We start from the raw sequence: 20,014 nt of genomic DNA, 5'->3' as shown, positions 1-20,014 counted from the left end.
CGCCTCGAGAGGCAGCTGTCCGGCCGGGCCGGCTACTTGAGCGTGGTCTTGGCGCTGAGGCCCGTGAAGAAGGCGCTCAGGTCTTTGCCGAAAGCGGTGACACCGACGATCAGGACCACGGCGATCAGGGCCACCAGGAGGCCGTATTCGACCGCGGTGGCGCCCTTTTCATCGTTGCGAAGGCGGGACTGGAGCGTGAAACCGAGGGTGTGCAGGTTTGCTGCCAGACGAGCGAACATAAAGACTCCTGAAGAGAGATGCGGCTGGCCCAGCGCCAGCTCCAGAATATACGTTAGAACGTGCCAGGACGCTTCGGGCCGGTGCTGCGCGCAAGCTGCGCAAAGGCTTGACGTACGGGCTGTTCCTGCGCTGGACCTGTGCCTACGCTGGGAAATGGAGCGCTCCTCGCGGGCTACGACGTGAACAAAACAACCCCCAGGGCCGCCGCGAGCAGAGAGGGCCCAAAAGCAACCTCAGCCGCTCGGCCCGGTACCTGCCGCCGGATCGCGACTAGGGAGACAATCCCCCCGATGACGAAGCCCAGGGCGCCGCCGTAAAGTACCTGGCTCCAACCCAGGAAACCCAGGTAGAGGCCCACAGGAGCGGCGAGCTTCACATCGCCCATTCCGATGCCATGCGGCGACACGAGCGCCAGGCTCAGGAATACAACGAACAAGACCGCCGCCCCGGCCACTGCGCGAAGAAACCCGAACCAATCGGTCGTGGCCACGCTACTGACAGCGAAGAGCGCCAAGCCGGACACGAGCAAGGCGCCCACGAGTGGATTTGGCAGCAGGCGGAGAGTGAGGTCGATGCGGGCCAGCTGGACGGCGAGCACGCCAAGCACCAGAAAGGCTGGCAGCGACCAGACCGCACCGAACCGGAGTGCCAGGGCGACGCAAAATAGGCCAGTCAGGGCCGACGTCGTAATTCGTGTCCATCTGGCCGGCAATACGCCAAGGCGGGGGAGCGAGCGAGCGATCGCCAGCTCGGAGAGCATCGCCGCGAACAGGCCGAACAGTCCCGCGGAAATGACGAGGAGCGGCCCGGCGCTGGCTGCAATACCTGATAAGGACACTAGGACTCCCTGACTGGAGCAGCACGGGGGCGGGCCGGGCTGACCGTGCACCGTGCACGGGGACACCCCATTTTGACCCAGCGACCCGTCTTCGGCTATTCTTGGTAGTCGTTGTGCGTGTCCTTCTCGATGATGCGTGCCCACGTGGGAATCCGGTTGCAGGATGACTACCCGGTGGGCACAGTCGAGACCTCAGGATGACTGGTTACATAGAGCCCTCACCTCTGTTCCGGTAACGCATAGATAGTAGGTGCACCTTCGTGTGACGCCTAAAACAAGAACGCCAGAACAAGAACGAGGCAAACACCGTGCGTACGTACACCCCGAAGCCCGGCGATATCAACCGCCAGTGGCACGTCATTGACGCCACCGACGTTGTCCTTGGTCGTCTTGCCAGCCAGACCGCAATCCTGCTGCGCGGCAAGCACAAGGCCACCTTTGCGTCCCACATGGACATGGGCGATTTCGTCATCATCATCAACGCTGAAAAGGTTGCCCTCACCGGCGCCAAGCTGGAGCAGAAGCGCGCATACCGCCACTCCGGCTACCCGGGCGGCCTGACCTCGGTCACCTACGCGGAGCTGCTGGAATCCAACCCGGTTCGCGCCGTGGAGAAGGCCATCAAGGGCATGCTCCCGAAGAACTCCCTCGCTGCACAGCAGCTGGGCAAGCTGAAGGTCTACAAGGGTGCAGAGCACCCCCACGCAGCCCAGCAGCCCAAGACGTACGAAATCACCCAGGTCGCCCAGTAGTCCTGGCCACCAACCAACTTTTTATCAAGGAGAATCGTGGCTCAGAACGAAGAACTGACCACCGAGGCCGTTGTGGCTGAGGAAAACCTGACCAGCTACACCTCGGAAAGCGGTCCTGCAGAAGCAGAAGCGCCCAAGAAGGAACGCCCGGCCCTCACGGTTGCCGGTGCAGCAGTTGGCCGTCGCAAGGAAGCCGTCGCACGCGTTCGCATCGTGCCCGGCACCGGCAAGTGGATCATCAACGGCCGCGAACTGGCCAACTACTTCCCGAACAAGCTGCACCAGCAGGACGTCAACGAGCCCTTCAAGATCCTTGATCTTGATGGCGCCTATGACGTCTTCGCCCGTATCCACGGTGGCGGAATTTCCGGCCAGGCCGGTGCCCTGCGCCTCGGCATCGCCCGTTCACTGAACGAGATCGACACCGAGAACAACCGGGCCACCTTGAAGAAGGCCGGTTACCTGCGTCGTGACGCCCGCGTCATCGAGCGCAAGAAGGCCGGCCTCAAGAAGGCCCGTAAGGCTCAGCAGTACTCCAAGCGCTAAACTGCGCTGGCGCGAAAGCCCGTTCCGCCCATTGTGGCGGGGCGGGCTTTCGCCGTTTGCCCTCCGCAACGGCCGGTATTCGGCCGGCGCCGCGGGCTCGGCGGGGCCCGACGGGCGGAAGATGGCCCGCCATCGTCTAAACTTGACCCGATGTCTAGATTATTTGGAACAGATGGTGTCCGGGGTTTGGCGAACGGCCTGCTGACGGCCGAGCTGGCGATGCAGCTGGCCCAGGCCGCGGCAGTGGTGCTTGGCCACGACCGTAATACGAGCGTGACCCGGCCGCGTGCCGTGGTCGCCCGGGACCCCCGGGCCAGTGGTGAATTCATCGCAGCTGCCGTCGAAGCGGGGCTTTCCAGCTCCGGGATCGACGTGTACGACGCCGGTGTGCTGCCGACCCCGGCCGCGGCTTATCTGGTGGCGGATCTCGACGCAGACTTCGGTGTGATGATCTCCGCTTCGCACAATCCTGCCCCGGATAACGGCATCAAGTTTTTTGCCCGTGGCGGCCAGAAGCTCCCTGACGCCGTTGAAGACGCCATCGAGGAACAGCTCGGCAAAGAGCCATTCCGGCCGATCGGGGGCGATGTTGGCCGGATCCAGCGTTTCTCGGACGCCGAGGACCGTTACATCGTCCATCTGCTCGGCACCCTCCCACACCGCCTGGACGGTCTTAAGGTCGTTTTGGACTGTGCCCACGGTGCGGCGAGTGGCTGTTCCCCTCAGGTCTTCAAGGACGCCGGCGCTGACGTTGTTGTTATCGGCGCGGAACCGGACGGCCTGAACATCAACGACGGCGTTGGCTCCACCCATCTGGGACCGCTCAAGCAAGCAGTCCTGGAGCACGGTGCGGACCTCGGGATTGCGCATGACGGCGATGCGGACCGCTGCCTGGCCGTTGACCACGAAGGCGGTGAAGTGGACGGCGATGAGATTATGGCCATCCTCGCCGTTGCGTTGAAAGCCTCCGGCAAGCTCAAGGACGACGTCCTCGTCGCGACAGTGATGAGCAACCTCGGCCTCAAGATCGCGCTGCGCGAAGCCGGCATCAGCCTGCGCGAAACAGGAGTGGGCGACCGCTACGTCCTGGAAGGGATGCGCGAAGGCGGCTACAACCTTGGCGGCGAGCAGTCCGGCCACGTGATCTTCGCCGACCATGCCACCACCGGCGACGGCGTCCTCACCGGCTTGCAGATTGCCGCCCAGGTGGCACTGACCGGCCGTCCGTTGAAGGAACTGGCCGCGGTGATGACCAAACTTCCGCAGGTCCTGATCAACGTCAGGGGAGTGGACCGCACGCGGGTCAAGGGCGACGGCGCAGTGGCTGAAGCCGTTGCGCGGGCTGAGGCCGAGCTCGGAGACACCGGACGGGTCCTGCTGCGCCCCTCAGGCACCGAGGCTGTGGTCCGGGTGATGGTTGAGGCGGAGTCCCAGGACACGGCCCAGCACGTCGCGGAGCGCCTTGCCCAGGTGGTCCGGACCGAGCTGGCCTTGGAGCTCGTCGCCGACTGAGCTTTCCCTCACTCAGTTGTGGCGTGTCCCCCGCGGGGGACACGCCACAACTGCGTGCGGCGCCTTTAGCTGGCGCGCCCGCTCTGGAGCGCGTCGCGGATCTCGGTGAGCAGGGCGATCTGGGGATCCTCGGCTGCTTCTGCCTTGACGTCGGCGTTGATGCCGAGGCGGCGGTTGCGTCGTTCGATCATGTGGTTCATGGGGACGACGACAACAAAGTAGATAGCTGCCGCGATCAGGAGGAAGTTGACGATCGCGGTCAGCAGCACACCGAACTTGATGTCATTTCCGTTCAAGGTAACAACGGCGAAACTGTCAAAGTTGGGCGAACCCACCAGGCCTGCAATGAACGGCATCAGCACGCTCTGGACTAGTGCCGTTACCACGGCGCCAAAAGCGGCGCCGATGACGACTGCGACGGCAAGGTCTACGACGTTGCCCTTGAGAATAAAGTTCTTGAACCCGGTTAGCATGTACTCAAAATAGCCCGCCTGTGTGAACACCCCGTATCAGGGAGGTTAGTTCCCGTAGCGTGTCGGTCGGCCGCTCCGGAGCTCGGGTCCAGGCACCGGGTCTACCGGTAGCCCGGCGCCGCTTCGAGGCCGAAGTACTCCTCGAGAGTCGCAACGCCCCGGGTGTTCATATCGACCGCCGCTTCCACGCCCACGTAGCGCAGGTGCCAGGGTTCGTAGTAGTAGCCGGTTTGCTCGTGGAACATCCACGGGTAGCGCACCACAAAACCAAACCGATGGGCGTTGGCCTTGGCCCAAAGTGCTGCCGGTTGCGTGGCGAATGCGGGGGTGAAGCTGTCCTGCCCGCTGCCGTCGCCGATGTCGAAGGACCAGCCCGTCTGGTGTTCCGAATAGCCCGGCCGGGCGGAGGCGGTATCCGCACCGGCCTGCCCCTCCGCAGCCACCCACTTGTTATAAGTCGCGATCTGGGTGGCGAAGGAGCGGTACCCGCTGGCCAGGGTGATGGAGATGCCGTCGGCCGCAGCCGCAGCAAACATCTCTTCCGCTGCTGCCGCCGTCGTGCTGTTCAGTAGCGCCGCTTCGCCGGAGGTGGCCAGGCGCACGCGCGGCTGGACGAGGCCTGCCGGAGCGAAGTCGGCGGGGGAAAGTGGCCGGTGCTTGTTCACGATGACCCACGGGCTCGCCGGGTCGGTGAGTGAGTGCCGGGCCGGGGGTGCCGCAGTGGACACCGCGGGGGCCGGGGCCGGAGCTGCTGCTGTTGGCTCGGTGGCTGCGGGACTGTCCGGCAGAATCCCTGCCGCAGCCGTCGCCGAAACCGTCCCCCCGGTGGCTGCCGGCGGCGTTGCCGACACGGACGGCAGCGGCCGGATCCCTTCGGGAGCGCAGGCGCTGAGGACCGCGAGGCCCGAGCCGGCCAGCAGGAGCCGGCTGAAAGCCCGCCTGCCGGGGCCGGCGGCTGACTCCGGTGCCGGCTGAGCCGCGGCCGAACCGTCATGGCACACGTGTGCTACACCTTGCGGAGCAGCATACGGCGGATGGAGTGGTCTGCGTCCTTGGTGAGGACCAGCTGTGCACGGCCCCTGGTGGGGAGCACGTTCTCTTCGAGGTTTGGTTCGTTGATGCGTTTCCAGATATCCCGGGCAGTCTGTTCCGCCTCGGCATCCGAGAGCGTGGCATAGCGGTGGAAGTAGGATTCCGGCTGCGCGAACGCCGTGGTCCTAAGGGTGCGGAAGCGGTCCACGTACCACTCCTCTATATAGGAGGTTTTGGCGTCAACATAGATGGAAAAGTCGAAGAAGTCACTCAGCGCCAGCCCCTGCCGGCCGTCCTGGCGCGGCCTGGCCGGCGCCAGCACGTTCAGCCCCTCAACGATCAGCACATCGGGGCGGCGCACCACCACTTCCTTGCCCGGGACGATGTCGTACGTTACATGGGAGTACCAGGGTGCCCGGACTTCTTCGGCCCCGCCCTTGATCTCGCTCACAAAGCGGAGCAGGGCGCGGCGGTCGTAGGATTCGGGGAATCCCTTCCGTTCCAGCAGCTGCCGCCGCTTGAGTTCGGCCAGCGGGTACAGGAAACCGTCGGTGGTGATCAGCTCCACGTTGGGGGTACCGGGCCACCGGCGGAGCATCTCGCGGAGTACCCGGGCGATTGTCGATTTGCCCACGGCGACCGAGCCGGCGACGCCGATCACAAACGGCGTGCGCTGGGTCTGCTCTCCCAGGAATGTTGTGGTCGCGGCATGGAGCTGGCCTGCCGCCTCGACATACAAATGCAGGAGCCGGGACAAGGGGAGATAGACCTCGCGGACTTCCTTTATATCCAGGGGGTCGCCGAGGCCACGGAGACGGAGCACGTCCTCCCGGTTGAGGGGCTGCTCCATCTGGGCAGCGAGCCGGGACCAGGTCTGCCGGTCCAGCTCCACGAACGGGGAGACGCCGTCGCCGTTCGCATCATTGCGTTGCAAAGTCACCCTAGAGATTCTGCCCTTCGCCGGGCCGAGAGCGAAATGGGCCGTCAGCGGACCGCCGCGCGGCAGGCAGGTTGCGGGCTGGCTGCTGATCCTACGCCGGGGGCCCAGGAAACCCGCTAGGCTTGTGTCCATGTGTGGAATCGTTGGATATGTGGGCCACTCCGCTGGCCGGGTAAATACTGGACACAATGCTCTGGACGTTGTCCTTGAGGGACTGCGGCGCTTGGAATACCGGGGCTACGACTCTGCAGGGATCGCCGTAGTGGCGGACGGAACCATTTCATCGCGCAAAAAGTCGGGCAAGCTGAGCAACTTGATCGCCGAACTTGAGGCCAACCCGCTGCCTGACTCGCTGACCGGCATCGGTCACACTCGATGGGCAACCCACGGCGGTCCGACGGACCAGAACGCGCACCCGCACCTCTCCGACGGGGGCAAGCTGGCCGTCATCCACAACGGCATCATCGAAAACTTCGCCGAACTCAAGCTGGAACTCGTGCACAAGGGAGTGACTTTCCTCTCCGAGACGGACACCGAAGTCGCTGCGGCCCTCCTGGGCGATATCTACCGGAATCAACTCCAGGGCGACCCCGCCAACGGCGGCCTCACCAAAGCCATGCAGCTTGCCTGCCAGCGCCTGGAAGGTGCGTTTACCCTCCTCGCCGTCCACGCGGACCAGCCCGATGTTGTGGTGGCAGCCCGCCGGAACTCCCCGCTCGTCGTCGGACTCGGTGACGGCGAGAATTTTCTCGGCTCGGACGTCTCCGGGTTCATCGACTACACCCGGCGCGCCGTCGAACTCGGCCAGGACCAGATCGTCACCATCACCGCAGACACCGTGGAAATCACCGACTTCTACGGCGCCCCGGCCGAGGGCAAGGAATACCACGTCAACTGGGATCCGGCTTCGGCGGAAAAGGGCGGCTTCCCGTCCTTTATGGAAAAAGAAATCCACGACCAGCCGGACGCCGTCCTGCAGACCCTGTTGGGCCGCTCGGACATCAACGGCAAGCTGACCCTCGACGAGCTCCGGGTAGATCCGGAACTGCTCAAGAACGTCAACAAGATCATCGTCCTCGCCTGCGGCACCTCCGCCTACGCCGGCCAGGTCGCCAAGTACGCGATCGAGCACTGGTGCCGGATCCCGACCGAGGTGGAGCTCTCGCACGAATTCCGCTACCGCGACCCGATTGTGGACGAGAACACCCTGATCGTCTCGATTTCCCAGTCCGGCGAGACCATGGACACCCTGATGGCCGTCCGTTACGCCAAGGAACAGGGCGCCAAAACGGTCTCGATCTGCAACACCAACGGGTCCACAATCCCGCGTGAGTCCGACGCCGTGCTGTACACCCACGCCGGGCCGGAAATCGCCGTCGCCTCCACCAAGGCTTTCCTGGCGCAGATCACCGCCGCCTACCTCCTGGGCCTCTACCTGGCCCAGCTGCGCGGCAACAAGTTCCAGGGCGAGATCAAGGACATCCTCGCGGACCTGAACAAGATCCCGGCCAAGATCCAGCAGATCCTCGACAACGAAGCACAGATCAAGGAACTCGGCCAGTCCATGGCGGACGCCAAATCCGTCCTGTTCCTGGGCCGCCACGTCGGCTTCCCCGTGGCAATGGAGGGTGCGCTCAAGCTCAAGGAACTCGCCTACATCCACGCCGAGGGTTTTGCCGCCGGTGAACTCAAGCACGGCCCGATCGCCCTGATCGAAGAGGGCCAGCCCGTGTTTGTGGTGGTTCCCTCGCCCCGCGGCCGCGACTCGCTGCACGCCAAGGTTGTCTCCAACATCCAGGAGGTCCGGGCCCGCGGCGCCAAGACCATCGTCATCGCGGAAGAAGGCGACGAGGCTGTCAAGGCATACGCCGAGCATGTCTTCTACATCCCCGAAACCCCCACGCTGCTGGCACCGCTGCTCAGTACCGTTCCACTGCAGATCTTTGCCCTTGCCCTGGCCTCCGCCAAGGGTTACGACGTGGACCAGCCTCGCAACCTGGCCAAGAGCGTGACCGTAGAATAGCGCCATGATTGTTGGCATTGGCGTAGACGTCGTAGACATTGAACGGTTCGGCCGGCAGCTGGAGCGCACCCCCGGGCTGCGTGACAGGCTGTTTGTGCCGGCGGAGCGCGAACTGAACACCCGCTCCCTGGCTGCCCGGTTCGCCGCCAAGGAAGCCGTGGCCAAGGTCCTCGGCGCTCCGGCCGGCATGAACTGGCAGGACTGCTGGATCGGTCTTGACCAGCACGGGCCCACCGTCCAGGTCAAAGGAACTGTGCTTGCCGTGGCGGAGTCGAAGGGCGTTAAACGCTGGCACCTGTCGATGAGCCACGACGGCGGAATTGCCACGGCGACGGTCATCGCCGAAAGCTGAGCGTTACCCGCCTGACCAGAACCGGACTACCCGCAGCGAGTGCACCGCGAACGGACTGAAACGATGATCAGCGCCTACACCGGAAACCAGATTCGTGCGGCTGAAGAGAGCTTTCTCCACGCCAGCCGGGCACCCCGCGCGGGCGCTGTCCTGATGCAGCGGGCCGCCTACGGGCTGGCCAACGCGGTAGTCCGCGAGCTCCGGTCCCGCGGCAGCCGGCTCTATGGCGCCAGCGTCACGGTGCTGGCCGGGAAGGGCAACAACGGCGGGGACGGATTGTTCGCGGCAGCCATGCTTGCGGGCCGGGGAATGCGGACGACGGCCGTCCTGACGGGGGGAGAAGCCCATCCGGGGGCACTCACCGCCTTTGAAGCGGCAGGCGGCCGGGTGCTGCGTCTGTCGTCGGAGAACATCGCCGCCGCCGCGCTGGCCGCCGCCGGTTCCGGCGTCGTGATCGACGCGGTCCTTGGCACGGGCGCCCGCGGCGGGCTCCGCGGCCCTGCCGCTGCGCTGTTCGAGCAGCTGGCGGGCTCGCGGCCCGGACTCGTGGTGGCCTGCGACCTCCCCAGCGGCGTAGACGCCGATACCGGTGAAGTCAGCGGACCTGTGCTGCGCGCCGAACTCACTGTGACCTTTGGGGCGGCCAAGGCCGGTCTGCTGGCCGATCCCGGCGCGGACTTCGCCGGCCGCGTGCAGCTTGTCCGCATCGGCATTGACGATGTCCTGCCGGAGCCGGCCCTGCGCCGTTTCGAAGCCGGGGATCTGTCCGCCCTCCTGCCGTATCCGGAACGGCGCTCCCAGAAGTACTCCCGCGGTGTCCTGGGTGTCGTGGCAGGATCGACGCGCTATCCCGGCGCCGCCGTGCTGGCCTGCCGCGGAGCGCTGGCCGCAGGGGCGGGCATGGTGCGCTACCTCGGCCCGCCCGAGGTCTCCGACCTGGTCCGGCGTTCCTGCCCCGAAGTTGTCTGCGGCTCCGGCAGCGTCGCTGATGCCCGCGTCCAGGCGTGGCTCCTGGGCCCGGGCCTTGATGAGCAAGCCCACGCGCAACTGGAGCGCGTCAGCGACGCCGCCGCCGCCGGCCTTCCGGTCATCGCGGATGCCGGGGCGCTGCCTGCTTTGCCGCGGACCCTCGCCCCGCACGTTGTGCTGACGCCGCACGCCGGCGAACTTGCCGCCCTGCTGGCGCGATACGGCGACGGAGCCGGCCGTTCCGCGGTGGAAAGCGCCACGCTCGCGGCCGTCCGGCGGGCCAGCGGCCTCACCGGCGCCACGGTACTGCTCAAGGGCGCCACAACCCTCGTCGCCGCACCGTCCGGGACCGTCTTCAGCCAGTCCGAAGCGACACCGTGGCTGGCAACGGCCGGCAGCGGAGACGTCCTGGCCGGTGTTCTCGGCGGCCTCCTGGCGCAGCTGTCGGAGCACGCCGGGGCTTTCGCGCGCCGCGGCATTCCGGCCGCCGACCGCTGGGCCGCCATCGCGGCGCTGGCAGCCAGCGTCCATGGCCGGGCCGGGAGCCTGGCATCGGGCGGCGGGCCGGTGACGGCGTCGAACGTTGCGGAGGCCGTGCGGGAGGTTATGTCGAGGATGTAATATAACCGCGCGTAGAGTGCGCCACGTCAGATAGTAACCTTACTTACAAGTAGTCTTTCTAGAGAATTTTCGCCACGCACGAGGAGTACACATGGAAGTCTGGCCCGGAACGGCATATCCGCTGGGAGCCACTTTTGATGGCACCGGAACCAATTTTGCCCTGTTCAGCGAACGCGCCGATCGGGTGGAGCTGTGCATCCTCGCTGATGACCTGACCGAAACCCGGGTTGAGCTGACCGAAGTGGACGGCTATGTGTGGCACTGCTACCTGCCGCACATCCAGCCCGGACAGAAATACGGCTACCGCGTCCACGGCCCGTATGAACCCGAAAACGGCAACCGCTTCAACGCCAACAAGCTGCTGATGGACCCCTACGCCAAAGCAGTCCAAGGCCAGATTGACTGGGATCCGGCGCTCTTCACCTATGAATTCGGTGACCCCGATTCCCGGAACGACAGCGATTCGGCTCCCCACACCATGCACGGTGTGGTCATCAACCCCTACTTCGAATGGGACGGGGACCGCCAGCTGCGGATCCCTTACCACCAGTCGGTAATCTACGAGGCGCACGTCAAGGGCCTGACCGAGCTGCACCCTGAAATCCCCGAAGAGCAGCGCGGCACCTACGCCGGCGTCGCGCACCCGGCGGTTATTGATCACATGAAAAAGCTCGGCGTCACCGCGATCGAACTCATGCCGGTGCACCAGTTCGTCAATGACGGCACGCTCGAGGAAAAGGGCCTCAACAACTACTGGGGCTACAACACCATCGGCTTCTTCGCGCCGCAGAACACCTACAGCTCCTCCGGCGACGTCGGGCACCAGGTCCAGGAGTTCAAGGCCATGGTCCGCGATCTGCACCGGGCCGGCATCGAGGTGATCCTGGACGTGGTTTACAACCACACCGCGGAAGGGAACCACCTGGGCCCCACACTCTCCTTCAAGGGCATCGACAACCAGGCCTACTACCGGCTCGTTGACGACGACCAGAAGCACTACATGGATTACACCGGAACCGGAAACTCCCTCAACGTCCGGCACCCGCACTCCCTGCAGCTGTTGATGGACTCCCTGCGCTATTGGGTGACGGAAATGCACGTCGACGGCTTCCGCTTCGACCTCGCCTCCACCTTGGCCCGAGAGTTCTACGACGTCGACAAGCTCTCCACCTTCTTCGAACTCATCCAGCAGGATCCGATTGTTTCCCAGGTGAAGCTGATCGCCGAGCCGTGGGACATCGGCCCGGGCGGCTACCAGGTGGGCAACTTCCCGCCGCAGTGGACCGAATGGAACGGCAAGTACCGCGACACGGTCCGCGACTTCTGGCGTGGTGAGGCATCCACCCTGGGTGAATTCGCGTCCCGTCTGACCGGCTCGGCGGACCTGTACGAAAGCTCTGCCCGGCGCCCGGTGGCCTCGATCAACTTCGTCACCGCCCACGACGGCTTCACCATGCGCGACCTCGTCTCCTACAACGAAAAGCACAACGACGCCAACGGCGAAGGCAACAACGACGGCGAATCCCACAACCGCTCCTGGAACTGCGGCGAGGAGGGGGACACGGACAACGACCACGTACTGACCCTCCGCGCCCGCCAGCAGCGCAACTTCATCGCCACCCTGCTGCTTTCGCAGGGCGTCCCGATGCTCCTGCACGGCGACGAACTGGGCCGCACCCAGCAGGGCAACAACAACACCTACTGCCAGGACTCGGAACTGAGCTGGATCCACTGGGAGGCGATGGACCAGCCGTTGGTCGAGTTCACCGCCGTCGTCAACAAGATCCGGCACGACCACCCGACGTTCCGGCGCAGCCGCTTCTTCGACGGCCGCCCGGTCCGCCGCGGCGAGGGCGAGAAGCTCCCGGACATCGTCTGGCTGAAAACGGACGGCACCGAAATGCTCCCGGAGGACTGGGACAGCGGCTTCGGGCGGACCATCGGTGTGTTCTACAACGGAGACGGCATCCAGGAGCAGGACTCCCGCGGACGCCGGATCACCGACGACAGCTTCCTGTTGTGCTTCAACGCCCACGACGACGACGTGGACTTCGCACTGCCGTCCACGGAGTACTCGCGGTTCTGGGACGTGCTTGTGGACACCGCAGACCAGGCTGACACCGAGGAGCCGCTTAAGGCTGGTGCGGTGGTGAAGCTCGCGGCCAAGTCGATGGTGGTGCTCCGCGCCCACTCCGGTCCCGAGGTGGAAGTGGACTACTCCGCAGCCGCGTCGCTGGCCTCCATGGCCGAGCACGAGGACGCCCTCGAGGAAATGGTGGAGTCCCAGGAGGAAGCCGCCGCTACCAGCGCTTCGAAGGCTGCCGCCGAATGAGGACTCCTGTCTCCACCTACCGGCTGCAGGTCCGGCCCGGGTTCACCCTCCAGGATGCTGCCGAGACCGTGCCGTACCTGAAATCGCTCGGCGTGGACTGGATCTACCTCTCGCCGATCCTCACCGCCGAAAAGGGATCGGACCATGGCTACGACGTCACCGACCCCGCCGCGATCGACCCTGACCGCGGCGGCGCCGAGGGTCTGATCGCGGCGTCGAAGGCGGCGCGGGACGCCGGCATGGGTGTGCTCGTTGACATCGTGCCCAACCATGTCGGCGTCGCAACCCCCGCCCAGAACCCGTGGTGGTGGTCCCTGCTCAAGGAGGGACAGCAGTCCCGTTACGCCCCGGCGTTCGACGTCGACTGGGACTTTGGGGCAGGCAGGATCCGGATCCCAGTACTCGGGGAGGACTCCGACGTTGACGCGCTGGAGATCAAGGACGGGGAGCTGCGCTACTACGACCACCGCTTCCCGCTTGCCGAAGGCACGTATACCGCAGGTGACTCCTCCGCCGATGACCCCCGCGAGGTGCACGACCGGCAGCACTACGAGCTGATCGGCTGGCGCCGGGCCGACGACGAACTGAACTACCGCAGGTTCTTTGCCGTCAATTCCCTGGCCGGCATCCGGGTGGAGCTCCCGGAGGTCTTTGATGAGGCCCACGCCGAGATTGTCCGCTGGTTCCGCGAGGGCCTGGTTGACGGTCTCCGGATCGACCACCCGGACGGCCTGGCCGACCCGGAGGGTTACCTGCACCGGCTCCGCGAAGTGACCGGCGGCAGCTACCTGCTGATCGAGAAGATCCTCGAGCCCGGAGAGCAGCTTCCGGCCAGCTTCGACTGCGACGGAACCACCGGGTACGACGCCCTCGCGGACGTGGACCGGCTCTTCGTCGACCCCGCCGGGCAGGCAGACCTCGACGCCCTCGACACCGGGCTGCGCGGCGGCCAGGCGGCGGACTACGAGGACATGATCCGGGGTACCAAGCGCCGGATCACGGACGGGATCCTGCACTCCGAGATGCTTCGGCTGGCCCGGCTGGTCCCGGCCGGCACCGGGCTCAGGGCAGACCAGAGCGCCGACGCCCTGTCCGAGATCATCGCCGCTTTCCCCGTTTACCGCAGCTACCTGCCCGTGGGCGCCGACGTCCTGGCGGAAGCGTGCGAACTCGCAGCCGGCCGGCGTCCTGACCTCGCCGACGCTATTGCGATGCTGCTCCCGCTGCTGCTTGACGCGGGCCCGGAGCCCGACGCCGAGCTGGGGCGCCGCTTCCAGCAGACCTCCGGCATGGTCATGGCCAAGGGGGTGGAGGACACCGCGTTCTTCCGCTACACCCGGCTGGGCACCCTGACGGAGGTCGGCGCCGACCCTACCGAGTTCTCCCTCGCAGCGGAAGAATTCCATCACCGGATGGCGCGCCGGCAGGCGGAGCTCCCGTTGTCCATGACCACGCTGAGCACTCACGACACCAAACGCAGCGAAGACACCCGCGCGCGGATCTCGGTGCTTGCCGAATTGGCGCCGGAATGGCGGGCTGCCCTGGCCCGGCTTCAGGACCTTGCCCCGCTGCCGGACGGACCGCTGGCCAACCTGTTGTGGCAAGCCATTGCCGGAGCCTGGCCCGCGGACCGTGAGCGTCTGCAGTCCTATGCACTGAAGGCCGCCCGTGAGGCCGGCAACTCCACCGACTGGCTGGATCCGGACGCGGGCTTCGAGGTGAAGCTGGCCGCCGTCGTCGACGCGGCCTTTGACAACCCTGAGGTTGTGGCGGAACTGGAATCCCTGGTGCAGCTGCTGAATCCCTATGGTGCCGTCAATTCGCTTGGGGCCAAGCTGGTTCAGCTGACCATGCCGGGAGTCCCCGATGTCTACCAGGGCACCGAGTTCTGGGACCGCTCGCTGACCGATCCGGATAACCGGCGGCCCTTCGACTACGGTGCGCGGCGTGCCGCCCTGGCCGCGCTGGACGCGGGCGAACGTCCGGCGTCGTACACCGATGACGCGGCGAAACTCCTGGTCACCTCGAGGGCGCTGCGGCTGCGCCGCGGCCGGCCCGGGCTGTTCACGGGGTACCGCCCTGTGCTGGCTGCAGGGCCGGCTGCGGGGCATCTGGTCGGCTTTGACCGCGGCTCAGCGGCGGGACCGGGCGCTGTGACGCTCGCTACCCGGCTGCCCCGCACCCTGGAGCAGCAAGGCGGCTGGCGGGAGACCGCCATTGACCTGCCCGGAGCCATGACCGACGAACTGACCGGCGCCACGTTCGGCCCGGGTGCCGTGGAACTGGCAGCCATCCTGGGCCGCTACCCGGTCGCCCTGCTGGTTCCCGCCGAGCACTGACGTAACCTCCGAAAAGCGAACGGAAAGCTGTGATCACTTTGCCTGCCGATGGAAATGAACGCTTTGACCTCTGGGCGCCGGAACCGGCCGCCGTGACGCTGCTGGCCGACGGTCGGCAGTACCCGATGACCCGCCGGGCACCTGCCGATGCCGCTGACGGCTGGTGGACCGCACCGGACGCCCCGGCCAGCGGGGAGGTCGACTACGGCTACCTGCTCGACGGCGACACCACACCGCTGCCGGACCCCCGGTCCCGCCGGCAGCCCGACGGGGTGCACTCGCTCTCCCGGACCTTCGACGCAGGCAGCCACACGTGGTCGGACGGAAACTGGCAGGGCCGCGGGCTGCAGGGAGCGGTGATCTACGAGCTCCACATCGGGACCTTCACCCCCGAAGGCACCCTGGACGCCGCGGCCGGCAAGCTGGCCTACCTGGCGGAGCTTGGTATTGATTTTGTGGAGTTGCTGCCGGTGAACGGCTTTAATGGAACCCACAACTGGGGCTACGACGGCGTTCTCTGGTACGCCGTGCACGAGGGCTACGGCGGCCCTGCCGCGTACCAGCGGTTCGTGGACGCGGCCCATGCTGCCGGTCTGGGTGTGATCCAGGACGTGGTTTACAACCACCTCGGACCCAGCGGGAACTACCTTCCGCGCTTTGGTCCGTACCTGAAATCGGGCGAGGGCAACACCTGGGGCGACTCGGTGAACCTCGACGGTTCCGGGTCCGACGTGGTGCGCGGTTACATCCTGGAGAACGCCGCCATGTGGCTGCGGGACTACCACGTCGACGGGCTTCGGCTCGACGCCGTGCATGCCTTCAAGGACGAGCGGGCCGTCCACCTGCTGGAGGAGTTCGGTGCGCTTGCGGACAGCATCTCCGCCGAAACCGGACGCGCTGCCACCATGATCGCCGAATCGGACCTCAACGATCCGCGGCTGCTTTACCCGCGCGGCATCAACGGCTACGGCCTGGCCGGCCAGTGGAGCGATGACTTCCACCATGCGGTGCACGTCAACGTGAGCGGCGAAGCCACCGGCTACTACGCCGACTTCGAGTCCATTGAAGCCCTGGCCAAGGTCCTGGTGGACGGGTTCTTCCACGACGGCGGCTACTCCAGCTTCCGTGGGCGGCACCACGGCCGACCGATCAACACCGGTGTGGTGCATCCCGCGGCCCTGGTGGTCTGCAGCCAGAACCACGACCAGATCGGCAACCGGGCCACCGGCGACCGGCTGTCCCAAACGCTGGGATACGGGCAGCTGGCGCTGGCGGCCGTCGCGACCCTGACCTCGCCGTTCACGCCGATGCTCTTTATGGGTGAGGAATACGGCGCCACCACACCCTGGCAGTTCTTCACCTCGCACCCCGAACCGGAACTCGGCAAAGCCACTGCGGAGGGCCGGATCAGGGAGTTCGAACGGATGGGCTGGGACCCCGCCGTCGTCCCCGACCCGCAGGACCCGGAAACCTTCACCCGTTCCAAGCTCGACTGGGCCGAAGCCGCCGCGGGTGAGCATGCCCGTCTGCTGGAGCTGTACCGCAAGCTGATCTCGCTGCGGCGCACGACGCCTGAGCTCGCCGGACTCGGCTTCGAAGACACCGCTGTCGCCTTCAGCGAGGCCGAAGGCTGGCTCCGCCTGCGCCGCGGCAGTGTGGAGGTCGCCATGAACTTCTCCGCCGAACCGCGCCGGCTCAGTGTTGCGGGCGCCTCGATCTCGCTGGCCACCGAGGACGCAGTGCACCTGGCCGACGGCCAGCTCGCCCTTCCCGGCCACAGTGCCGCCGTCATCTCGAAATAGGACAGGATTGAACGTATGACTTATGTTGCAGCAGCAAGCCGTTATGACTCCATGCCGTACCGCCGTGTGGGCCGCGGCGGACTGAAGCTCCCCGCCATCTCCCTGGGGCTGTGGCACAACTTCGGGGATGATAAGCCGTTCGAGACCCAGCGGGCCATCCTGCGCCGGGCCTTCGACCTGGGTGTGAACCACTTCGACCTGGCGAACAACTACGGCCCGGCCGCCGGTTCGGCCGAAACCAACTTCGGCCGCCACCTCAAGGATGATTTCGCGCCTTACCGGGACGAGCTCATCATCTCCACCAAGGCCGGCTACAACATGTGGCCCGGTCCGTTCGGCGAATGGGGTTCCCGTAAATACCTGCTCGCGAGCCTGGACCAGTCGCTGACCCGGATGGGCCTGGACTATGTGGACATCTTCTACAGCCACCGTCCCGACCCGGAAACGCCGCTGGAAGAGACCATGGGCGCACTGGACCACGCCGTCCGGTCCGGGAAGGCCCTCTACGCGGGCATCTCCTCCTACACCCCGGAGCAGACCCTCGAAGCCGCCCGGATTCTCAAGGAACTCGGCACCCCGTTGCTGATCCACCAGCCGAGCTACTCCATGCTGAACCGCTGGACCGAAAACGGCAGCCCCAACCTGTACGAGGCGATCGAACAGGTCGGTGCCGGCTCCATCGCATTCTCGCCCTTGGCCCAGGGAATGCTGACCGACCGTTACCTGAACGGGATCCCGGCCGGTTCCCGCGCCGCCCAGGAGAAGTCCCTGGCCGAAGACAGCATCACCGAGGAGAAGCTGGACCGGGTGCGGGGCCTGCAGCGGATCGCCGAAAGCCGCGGCCAGTCCCTCGCCCAGATGGCCATCGCCTGGATCCTCCGTCCGCAGGAGAAGGGCTCCGCCGTGACATCGGCGCTGGTCGGCGCCTCCAGTGTCCGGCAACTGGAGGACACCCTGGCGGCGATCAACAACCTCGGCTTCAGCGCCGAAGAGCTGAGCGCGATCGACGAGTTCGCCGTCGAGTCCGAGATCAACCTGTGGGCGCAGAAGTAGCCTGCCTCGCCTGCGGGCGCTAAGGAAGGCGCGGCGGCCGGGAACAACTTAGGCCGCCGCGCCGTTGACTAGAATGCTAAGGGCGCCGTATGGCGCCGTGCCCGTTGCCGCCGTCGTGCATCAGAGTACTTCCGCGCCGGGCACATGAAGTTGTCCTCAAAGGAGTTTCGTGTCTTCACATCCGATTCGTGTTGCAATCGTCGGCGTAGGTAACTGTGCCACTTCACTGGTCCAGGGCGTTGAGTACTACCGCAATGCCGACCCACAGGCCACGATTCCCGGGCTGATGCATGTGGAGTTCGGCAAGTACCACGTCAACGACGTCGAGTTCGTCGCCGCCTTCGATGTCGATGGCAAAAAGGTGGGCCTGGACTTGTCCGACGCCATCCTGGCCAGCGAAAACAACACCATCAAGATCGCCGACGTCCCGCCGACCGGTGTTACCGTCCAGCGCGGCCCGACCCTCGACGGACTCGGCAAGTACTACCTCGAGACCATCGAGCAGTCCCCGGAGGAGCCGGTCGACGTTGTCCAGGCCCTCAAGGACGCCAAGGTCGATGTGATGGTCTGCTACCTGCCGGTCGGATCGCAGGAGGCCGCCGAATTCTACGCCCAGTGCGCGATCGATGCCGGAGTTGGCTTTGTCAACGCCCTGCCGGTGTTCATCGCCGGGACCAAGGCCTGGGCGGACAAGTTCACCGCCGCAGGCGTGCCGATCGTGGGCGATGACATCAAGAGCCAGATCGGCGCCACCATCACGCACCGCGTGATGGCAAAGTTGTTCGAGGACCGCGGCGTCACCCTGGACCGCACCTACCAGCTGAACGTCGGCGGCAACATGGACTTCAAGAACATGCTGGAGCGCGACCGGCTCGAGTCCAAGAAGATCTCCAAGACGCAGGCCGTGACGTCCAATGTCGAAGCCGTGCTCGCCGCCAAGGACGTCCACATCGGCCCGTCGGACTACGTCCAGTGGCTCGACGACCGCAAATGGGCCTTCGTCCGCCTCGAGGGCCGCAACTTCGGCGACGCCCCGGTGTCGCTGGAATACAAGCTGGAGGTCTGGGACTCGCCCAACTCTGCCGGTGTGATCATCGACGCCATCCGTGCCGCGAAGATCGGCATGGACCGCGGCATCGGCGGCCCGCTGCTCTCCGCCTCGAGCTACTTCATGAAGTCGCCGCCGGAGCAGTTCAACGACGACCTTGCCCGTGAAAAGGTCGAGGCCTTCATCCGCGGAGACGTGGAGCGCTAAGCCCCGCTCTTTCGCCCCCCGACAACGCTCCCGCACCTTGGTGTGGGAGCGTTCGTTTGTCCAGGAGTGTCCGGGAGTGTCCGGGAGGCGCTCCCTCACGTCCGGTCGCTTCCAGCCCGATCCTCCCTCACGTCCGGTCGTTTCCAGCCCGATCCTCCCTCACGTTATGCAGGTATCGGCGGAGCGCTCCTTCAGTCTTCGCTGGAAAAGCCGGCAGCAGAGGACGGGCTGAGGTATGCGTTGCGGAGGAGTCGCTTAATCCTGGCGGTGGCGACGGCGAAGCCGTCCGCAAGGTCATCTCTTGTCAGGACGAGCACCGTCCATCCCGCTGCCTCGAACGCTTTGTCACGACGACGGTCGCTAAATATCTGGGCAGGGAGCAGATGGTGACCGCCGTCGTATTGCACTGCCACCCGACGCCGGCGATAGCCAAGGTCCGCTGTTGGGGAGCCCGGTCTTTCCGGGCGGAGCAGGAGCTGGAGCTCCGGCTCCGGGAGCCCGGCGTCGCACATCACAAGGCGCAACAGCGTCTCCGGACCTGAATCGGATCCCACTCGCATCAGGTCAAGTGCCGCCCGGGCACGGACGATTCCCTGCAGATTCGGGTGGCGTTTCAGCATCGAACGCAGCCCATCCATGGTCGCGAAGGGTTCGCTCCGTCCTTCCAGGCCCACCCGGGGAATACGCACGAGCTCGTCTCCCATGCAGACAAGTTCGGGCAGGCTCAACCGCCGGGCGAGGTCGAGCCACGTCCGGGGCCGGGTGCTGATCCGGATGCCGTCCGCTGTTTCGACCTCGTCGTCCCAAGCGAGAACCGTATGCCCGACTATGCCCTTGCGGCGGACCTCGGGCAGCTCCCGCGGCTTGCTTAGGTGGAGCTCCTCAGAGTCCGAGAGCCAGGGAGGCAAGAGCTGACATCGAAGTCTGGCGGCTGT

The 20,014-nt window shown here is 65.8% G+C and carries 17 protein-coding genes; 11 read left to right on the top strand and 6 right to left on the bottom strand.

Annotation, left to right across the window (positions count from 1 at the left end):
* Window positions 1–32 precede the first annotated feature (32 nt).
* Together QI450_RS12295 and QI450_RS12290 are read right to left on the bottom strand one after the other, a co-directional pair.
* Entirely contained in the window at window positions 33–239 is a 207-nt protein-coding gene (locus tag QI450_RS12295) for a Flp family type IVb pilin (RefSeq protein WP_226774605.1), read from the bottom strand.
* Window positions 240–412: 173 nt separating this feature from the next.
* Window positions 413–1,078, bottom strand: coding sequence for an A24 family peptidase (locus QI450_RS12290; protein ID WP_226774606.1), 666 nt, complete (start codon window positions 1,076–1,078; stop codon window positions 413–415).
* 308 nt (window positions 1,079–1,386) lie between these two features.
* On the opposite strand from QI450_RS12290, the gene rplM reads away from it, so the two are divergent.
* From rplM to glmM, 3 genes are all read left to right on the top strand, one after another.
* Window positions 1,387–1,830 (top strand): 50S ribosomal protein L13, encoded by a 444-nt coding sequence (gene rplM, locus QI450_RS12285; RefSeq protein ID WP_024367145.1) that lies wholly within the window; start codon window positions 1,387–1,389, stop codon window positions 1,828–1,830.
* A gap of 36 nt (window positions 1,831–1,866) precedes the next feature.
* Window positions 1,867–2,376 carry a 30S ribosomal protein S9 gene (gene rpsI / locus QI450_RS12280; RefSeq protein WP_069949264.1) on the top strand — a complete coding sequence of 170 codons (510 nt, stop codon included), beginning with the start codon at window positions 1,867–1,869 and terminating at the stop codon, window positions 2,374–2,376.
* 150 nt (window positions 2,377–2,526) lie between these two features.
* Complete coding sequence (gene glmM, locus QI450_RS12275) at window positions 2,527–3,888, top strand: phosphoglucosamine mutase (protein ID WP_226774607.1); 1,362 nt, start codon at window positions 2,527–2,529, stop codon at window positions 3,886–3,888.
* Between the two features lie 65 nt (window positions 3,889–3,953).
* Here glmM and mscL read toward each other — a convergent pair whose 3' ends face one another.
* From mscL to coaA, 3 genes are all read right to left on the bottom strand, one after another.
* Window positions 3,954–4,361 carry a large conductance mechanosensitive channel protein MscL gene (gene mscL / locus QI450_RS12270; RefSeq protein WP_253032200.1) on the bottom strand — a complete coding sequence of 136 codons (408 nt, stop codon included), beginning with the start codon at window positions 4,359–4,361 and terminating at the stop codon, window positions 3,954–3,956.
* Between the two features lie 101 nt (window positions 4,362–4,462).
* Window positions 4,463–5,362 carry a M15 family metallopeptidase gene (locus QI450_RS12265; protein WP_226774609.1) on the bottom strand — a complete coding sequence of 300 codons (900 nt, stop codon included), beginning with the start codon at window positions 5,360–5,362 and terminating at the stop codon, window positions 4,463–4,465.
* Window positions 5,363–5,367: 5 nt separating this feature from the next.
* On the bottom strand, window positions 5,368–6,333 hold the full coding sequence (gene coaA, locus QI450_RS12260) for a type I pantothenate kinase (RefSeq protein ID WP_226774610.1): 966 nt from the start codon (window positions 6,331–6,333) through the stop codon (window positions 5,368–5,370).
* Window positions 6,334–6,463: 130 nt separating this feature from the next.
* On the opposite strand from coaA, the gene glmS reads away from it, so the two are divergent.
* The 8 genes from glmS (at window position 6,464) to QI450_RS12220 (ending at window position 19,079) form a co-directional block, all read left to right on the top strand.
* Window positions 6,464–8,356, top strand: a complete 1,893-nt coding sequence (glmS, locus tag QI450_RS12255) for a glutamine--fructose-6-phosphate transaminase (isomerizing) (protein ID WP_226774611.1) — start codon at window positions 6,464–6,466, stop codon at window positions 8,354–8,356.
* Window positions 8,357–8,360: 4 nt separating this feature from the next.
* On the top strand, window positions 8,361–8,708 hold the full coding sequence (locus QI450_RS12250) for a holo-ACP synthase (protein WP_226774612.1): 348 nt from the start codon (window positions 8,361–8,363) through the stop codon (window positions 8,706–8,708).
* Between the two features lie 63 nt (window positions 8,709–8,771).
* Complete coding sequence (locus QI450_RS12245; RefSeq protein ID WP_226774613.1) at window positions 8,772–10,298, top strand: NAD(P)H-hydrate epimerase; 1,527 nt, start codon at window positions 8,772–8,774, stop codon at window positions 10,296–10,298.
* A 91-nt stretch (window positions 10,299–10,389) separates the two neighbouring features.
* Window positions 10,390–12,630, top strand: coding sequence for a glycogen debranching protein GlgX (gene glgX, locus QI450_RS12240; protein WP_226774614.1), 2,241 nt, complete (start codon window positions 10,390–10,392; stop codon window positions 12,628–12,630).
* Window positions 12,627–14,969 carry a malto-oligosyltrehalose synthase gene (treY, locus tag QI450_RS12235; RefSeq protein ID WP_226774615.1) on the top strand — a complete coding sequence of 781 codons (2,343 nt, stop codon included), beginning with the start codon at window positions 12,627–12,629 and terminating at the stop codon, window positions 14,967–14,969. Before glgX ends, treY begins: the two co-directional genes overlap by 4 nt.
* Window positions 14,970–15,001: 32 nt before the next feature.
* The gene (gene treZ, locus QI450_RS12230; RefSeq protein WP_226774619.1) at window positions 15,002–16,771 is read left to right on the top strand and encodes a malto-oligosyltrehalose trehalohydrolase; all 1,770 of its coding nucleotides are present in this window, start codon (window positions 15,002–15,004) and stop codon (window positions 16,769–16,771) included.
* Window positions 16,772–16,786: 15 nt separating this feature from the next.
* On the top strand, window positions 16,787–17,824 hold the full coding sequence (gene mgrA / locus QI450_RS12225; RefSeq protein WP_226774616.1) for an L-glyceraldehyde 3-phosphate reductase: 1,038 nt from the start codon (window positions 16,787–16,789) through the stop codon (window positions 17,822–17,824).
* A gap of 169 nt (window positions 17,825–17,993) precedes the next feature.
* Entirely contained in the window at window positions 17,994–19,079 is a 1,086-nt protein-coding gene (locus tag QI450_RS12220) for an inositol-3-phosphate synthase (RefSeq protein ID WP_226774617.1), read from the top strand.
* 191 nt (window positions 19,080–19,270) lie between these two features.
* Here QI450_RS12220 and QI450_RS12215 read toward each other — a convergent pair whose 3' ends face one another.
* Window positions 19,271–19,987 (bottom strand): hypothetical protein, encoded by a 717-nt coding sequence (locus QI450_RS12215; protein WP_309485689.1) that lies wholly within the window; start codon window positions 19,985–19,987, stop codon window positions 19,271–19,273.
* Between the last annotated feature and the right edge of the window lie 27 nt (window positions 19,988–20,014).

The organism is Arthrobacter sp. EM1 (genome assembly GCF_029964055.1).
Lineage (GTDB): Bacteria > Actinomycetota > Actinomycetes > Actinomycetales > Micrococcaceae > Arthrobacter.
This window is presented reverse-complemented; position numbering and strand designations above follow the sequence as displayed.

Bases quoted from the DNA above. Each gene is read 5' to 3' on its own strand.
- QI450_RS12295 (WP_226774605.1), bottom strand. From the start codon at position 239: ATGTTCGCTCGTCTGGCAGCAAACCTGCACACCCTCGGTTTCACGCTC.
- glmM (WP_226774607.1), top strand. From the start codon at position 2,527: ATGTCTAGATTATTTGGAACAGATGGTGTCCGGGGTTTGGCGAACGGC.
- mscL (WP_253032200.1), bottom strand. From the start codon at position 4,361: ATGCTAACCGGGTTCAAGAACTTTATTCTCAAGGGCAACGTCGTAGAC.
- glmS (WP_226774611.1), top strand. From the start codon at position 6,464: ATGTGTGGAATCGTTGGATATGTGGGCCACTCCGCTGGCCGGGTAAAT.
- QI450_RS12250 (WP_226774612.1), top strand. From the start codon at position 8,361: ATGATTGTTGGCATTGGCGTAGACGTCGTAGACATTGAACGGTTCGGC.
- QI450_RS12245 (WP_226774613.1), top strand. From the start codon at position 8,772: ATGATCAGCGCCTACACCGGAAACCAGATTCGTGCGGCTGAAGAGAGC.
- glgX (WP_226774614.1), top strand. From the start codon at position 10,390: ATGGAAGTCTGGCCCGGAACGGCATATCCGCTGGGAGCCACTTTTGAT.
- treY (WP_226774615.1), top strand. From the start codon at position 12,627: ATGAGGACTCCTGTCTCCACCTACCGGCTGCAGGTCCGGCCCGGGTTC.
- mgrA (WP_226774616.1), top strand. From the start codon at position 16,787: ATGACTTATGTTGCAGCAGCAAGCCGTTATGACTCCATGCCGTACCGC.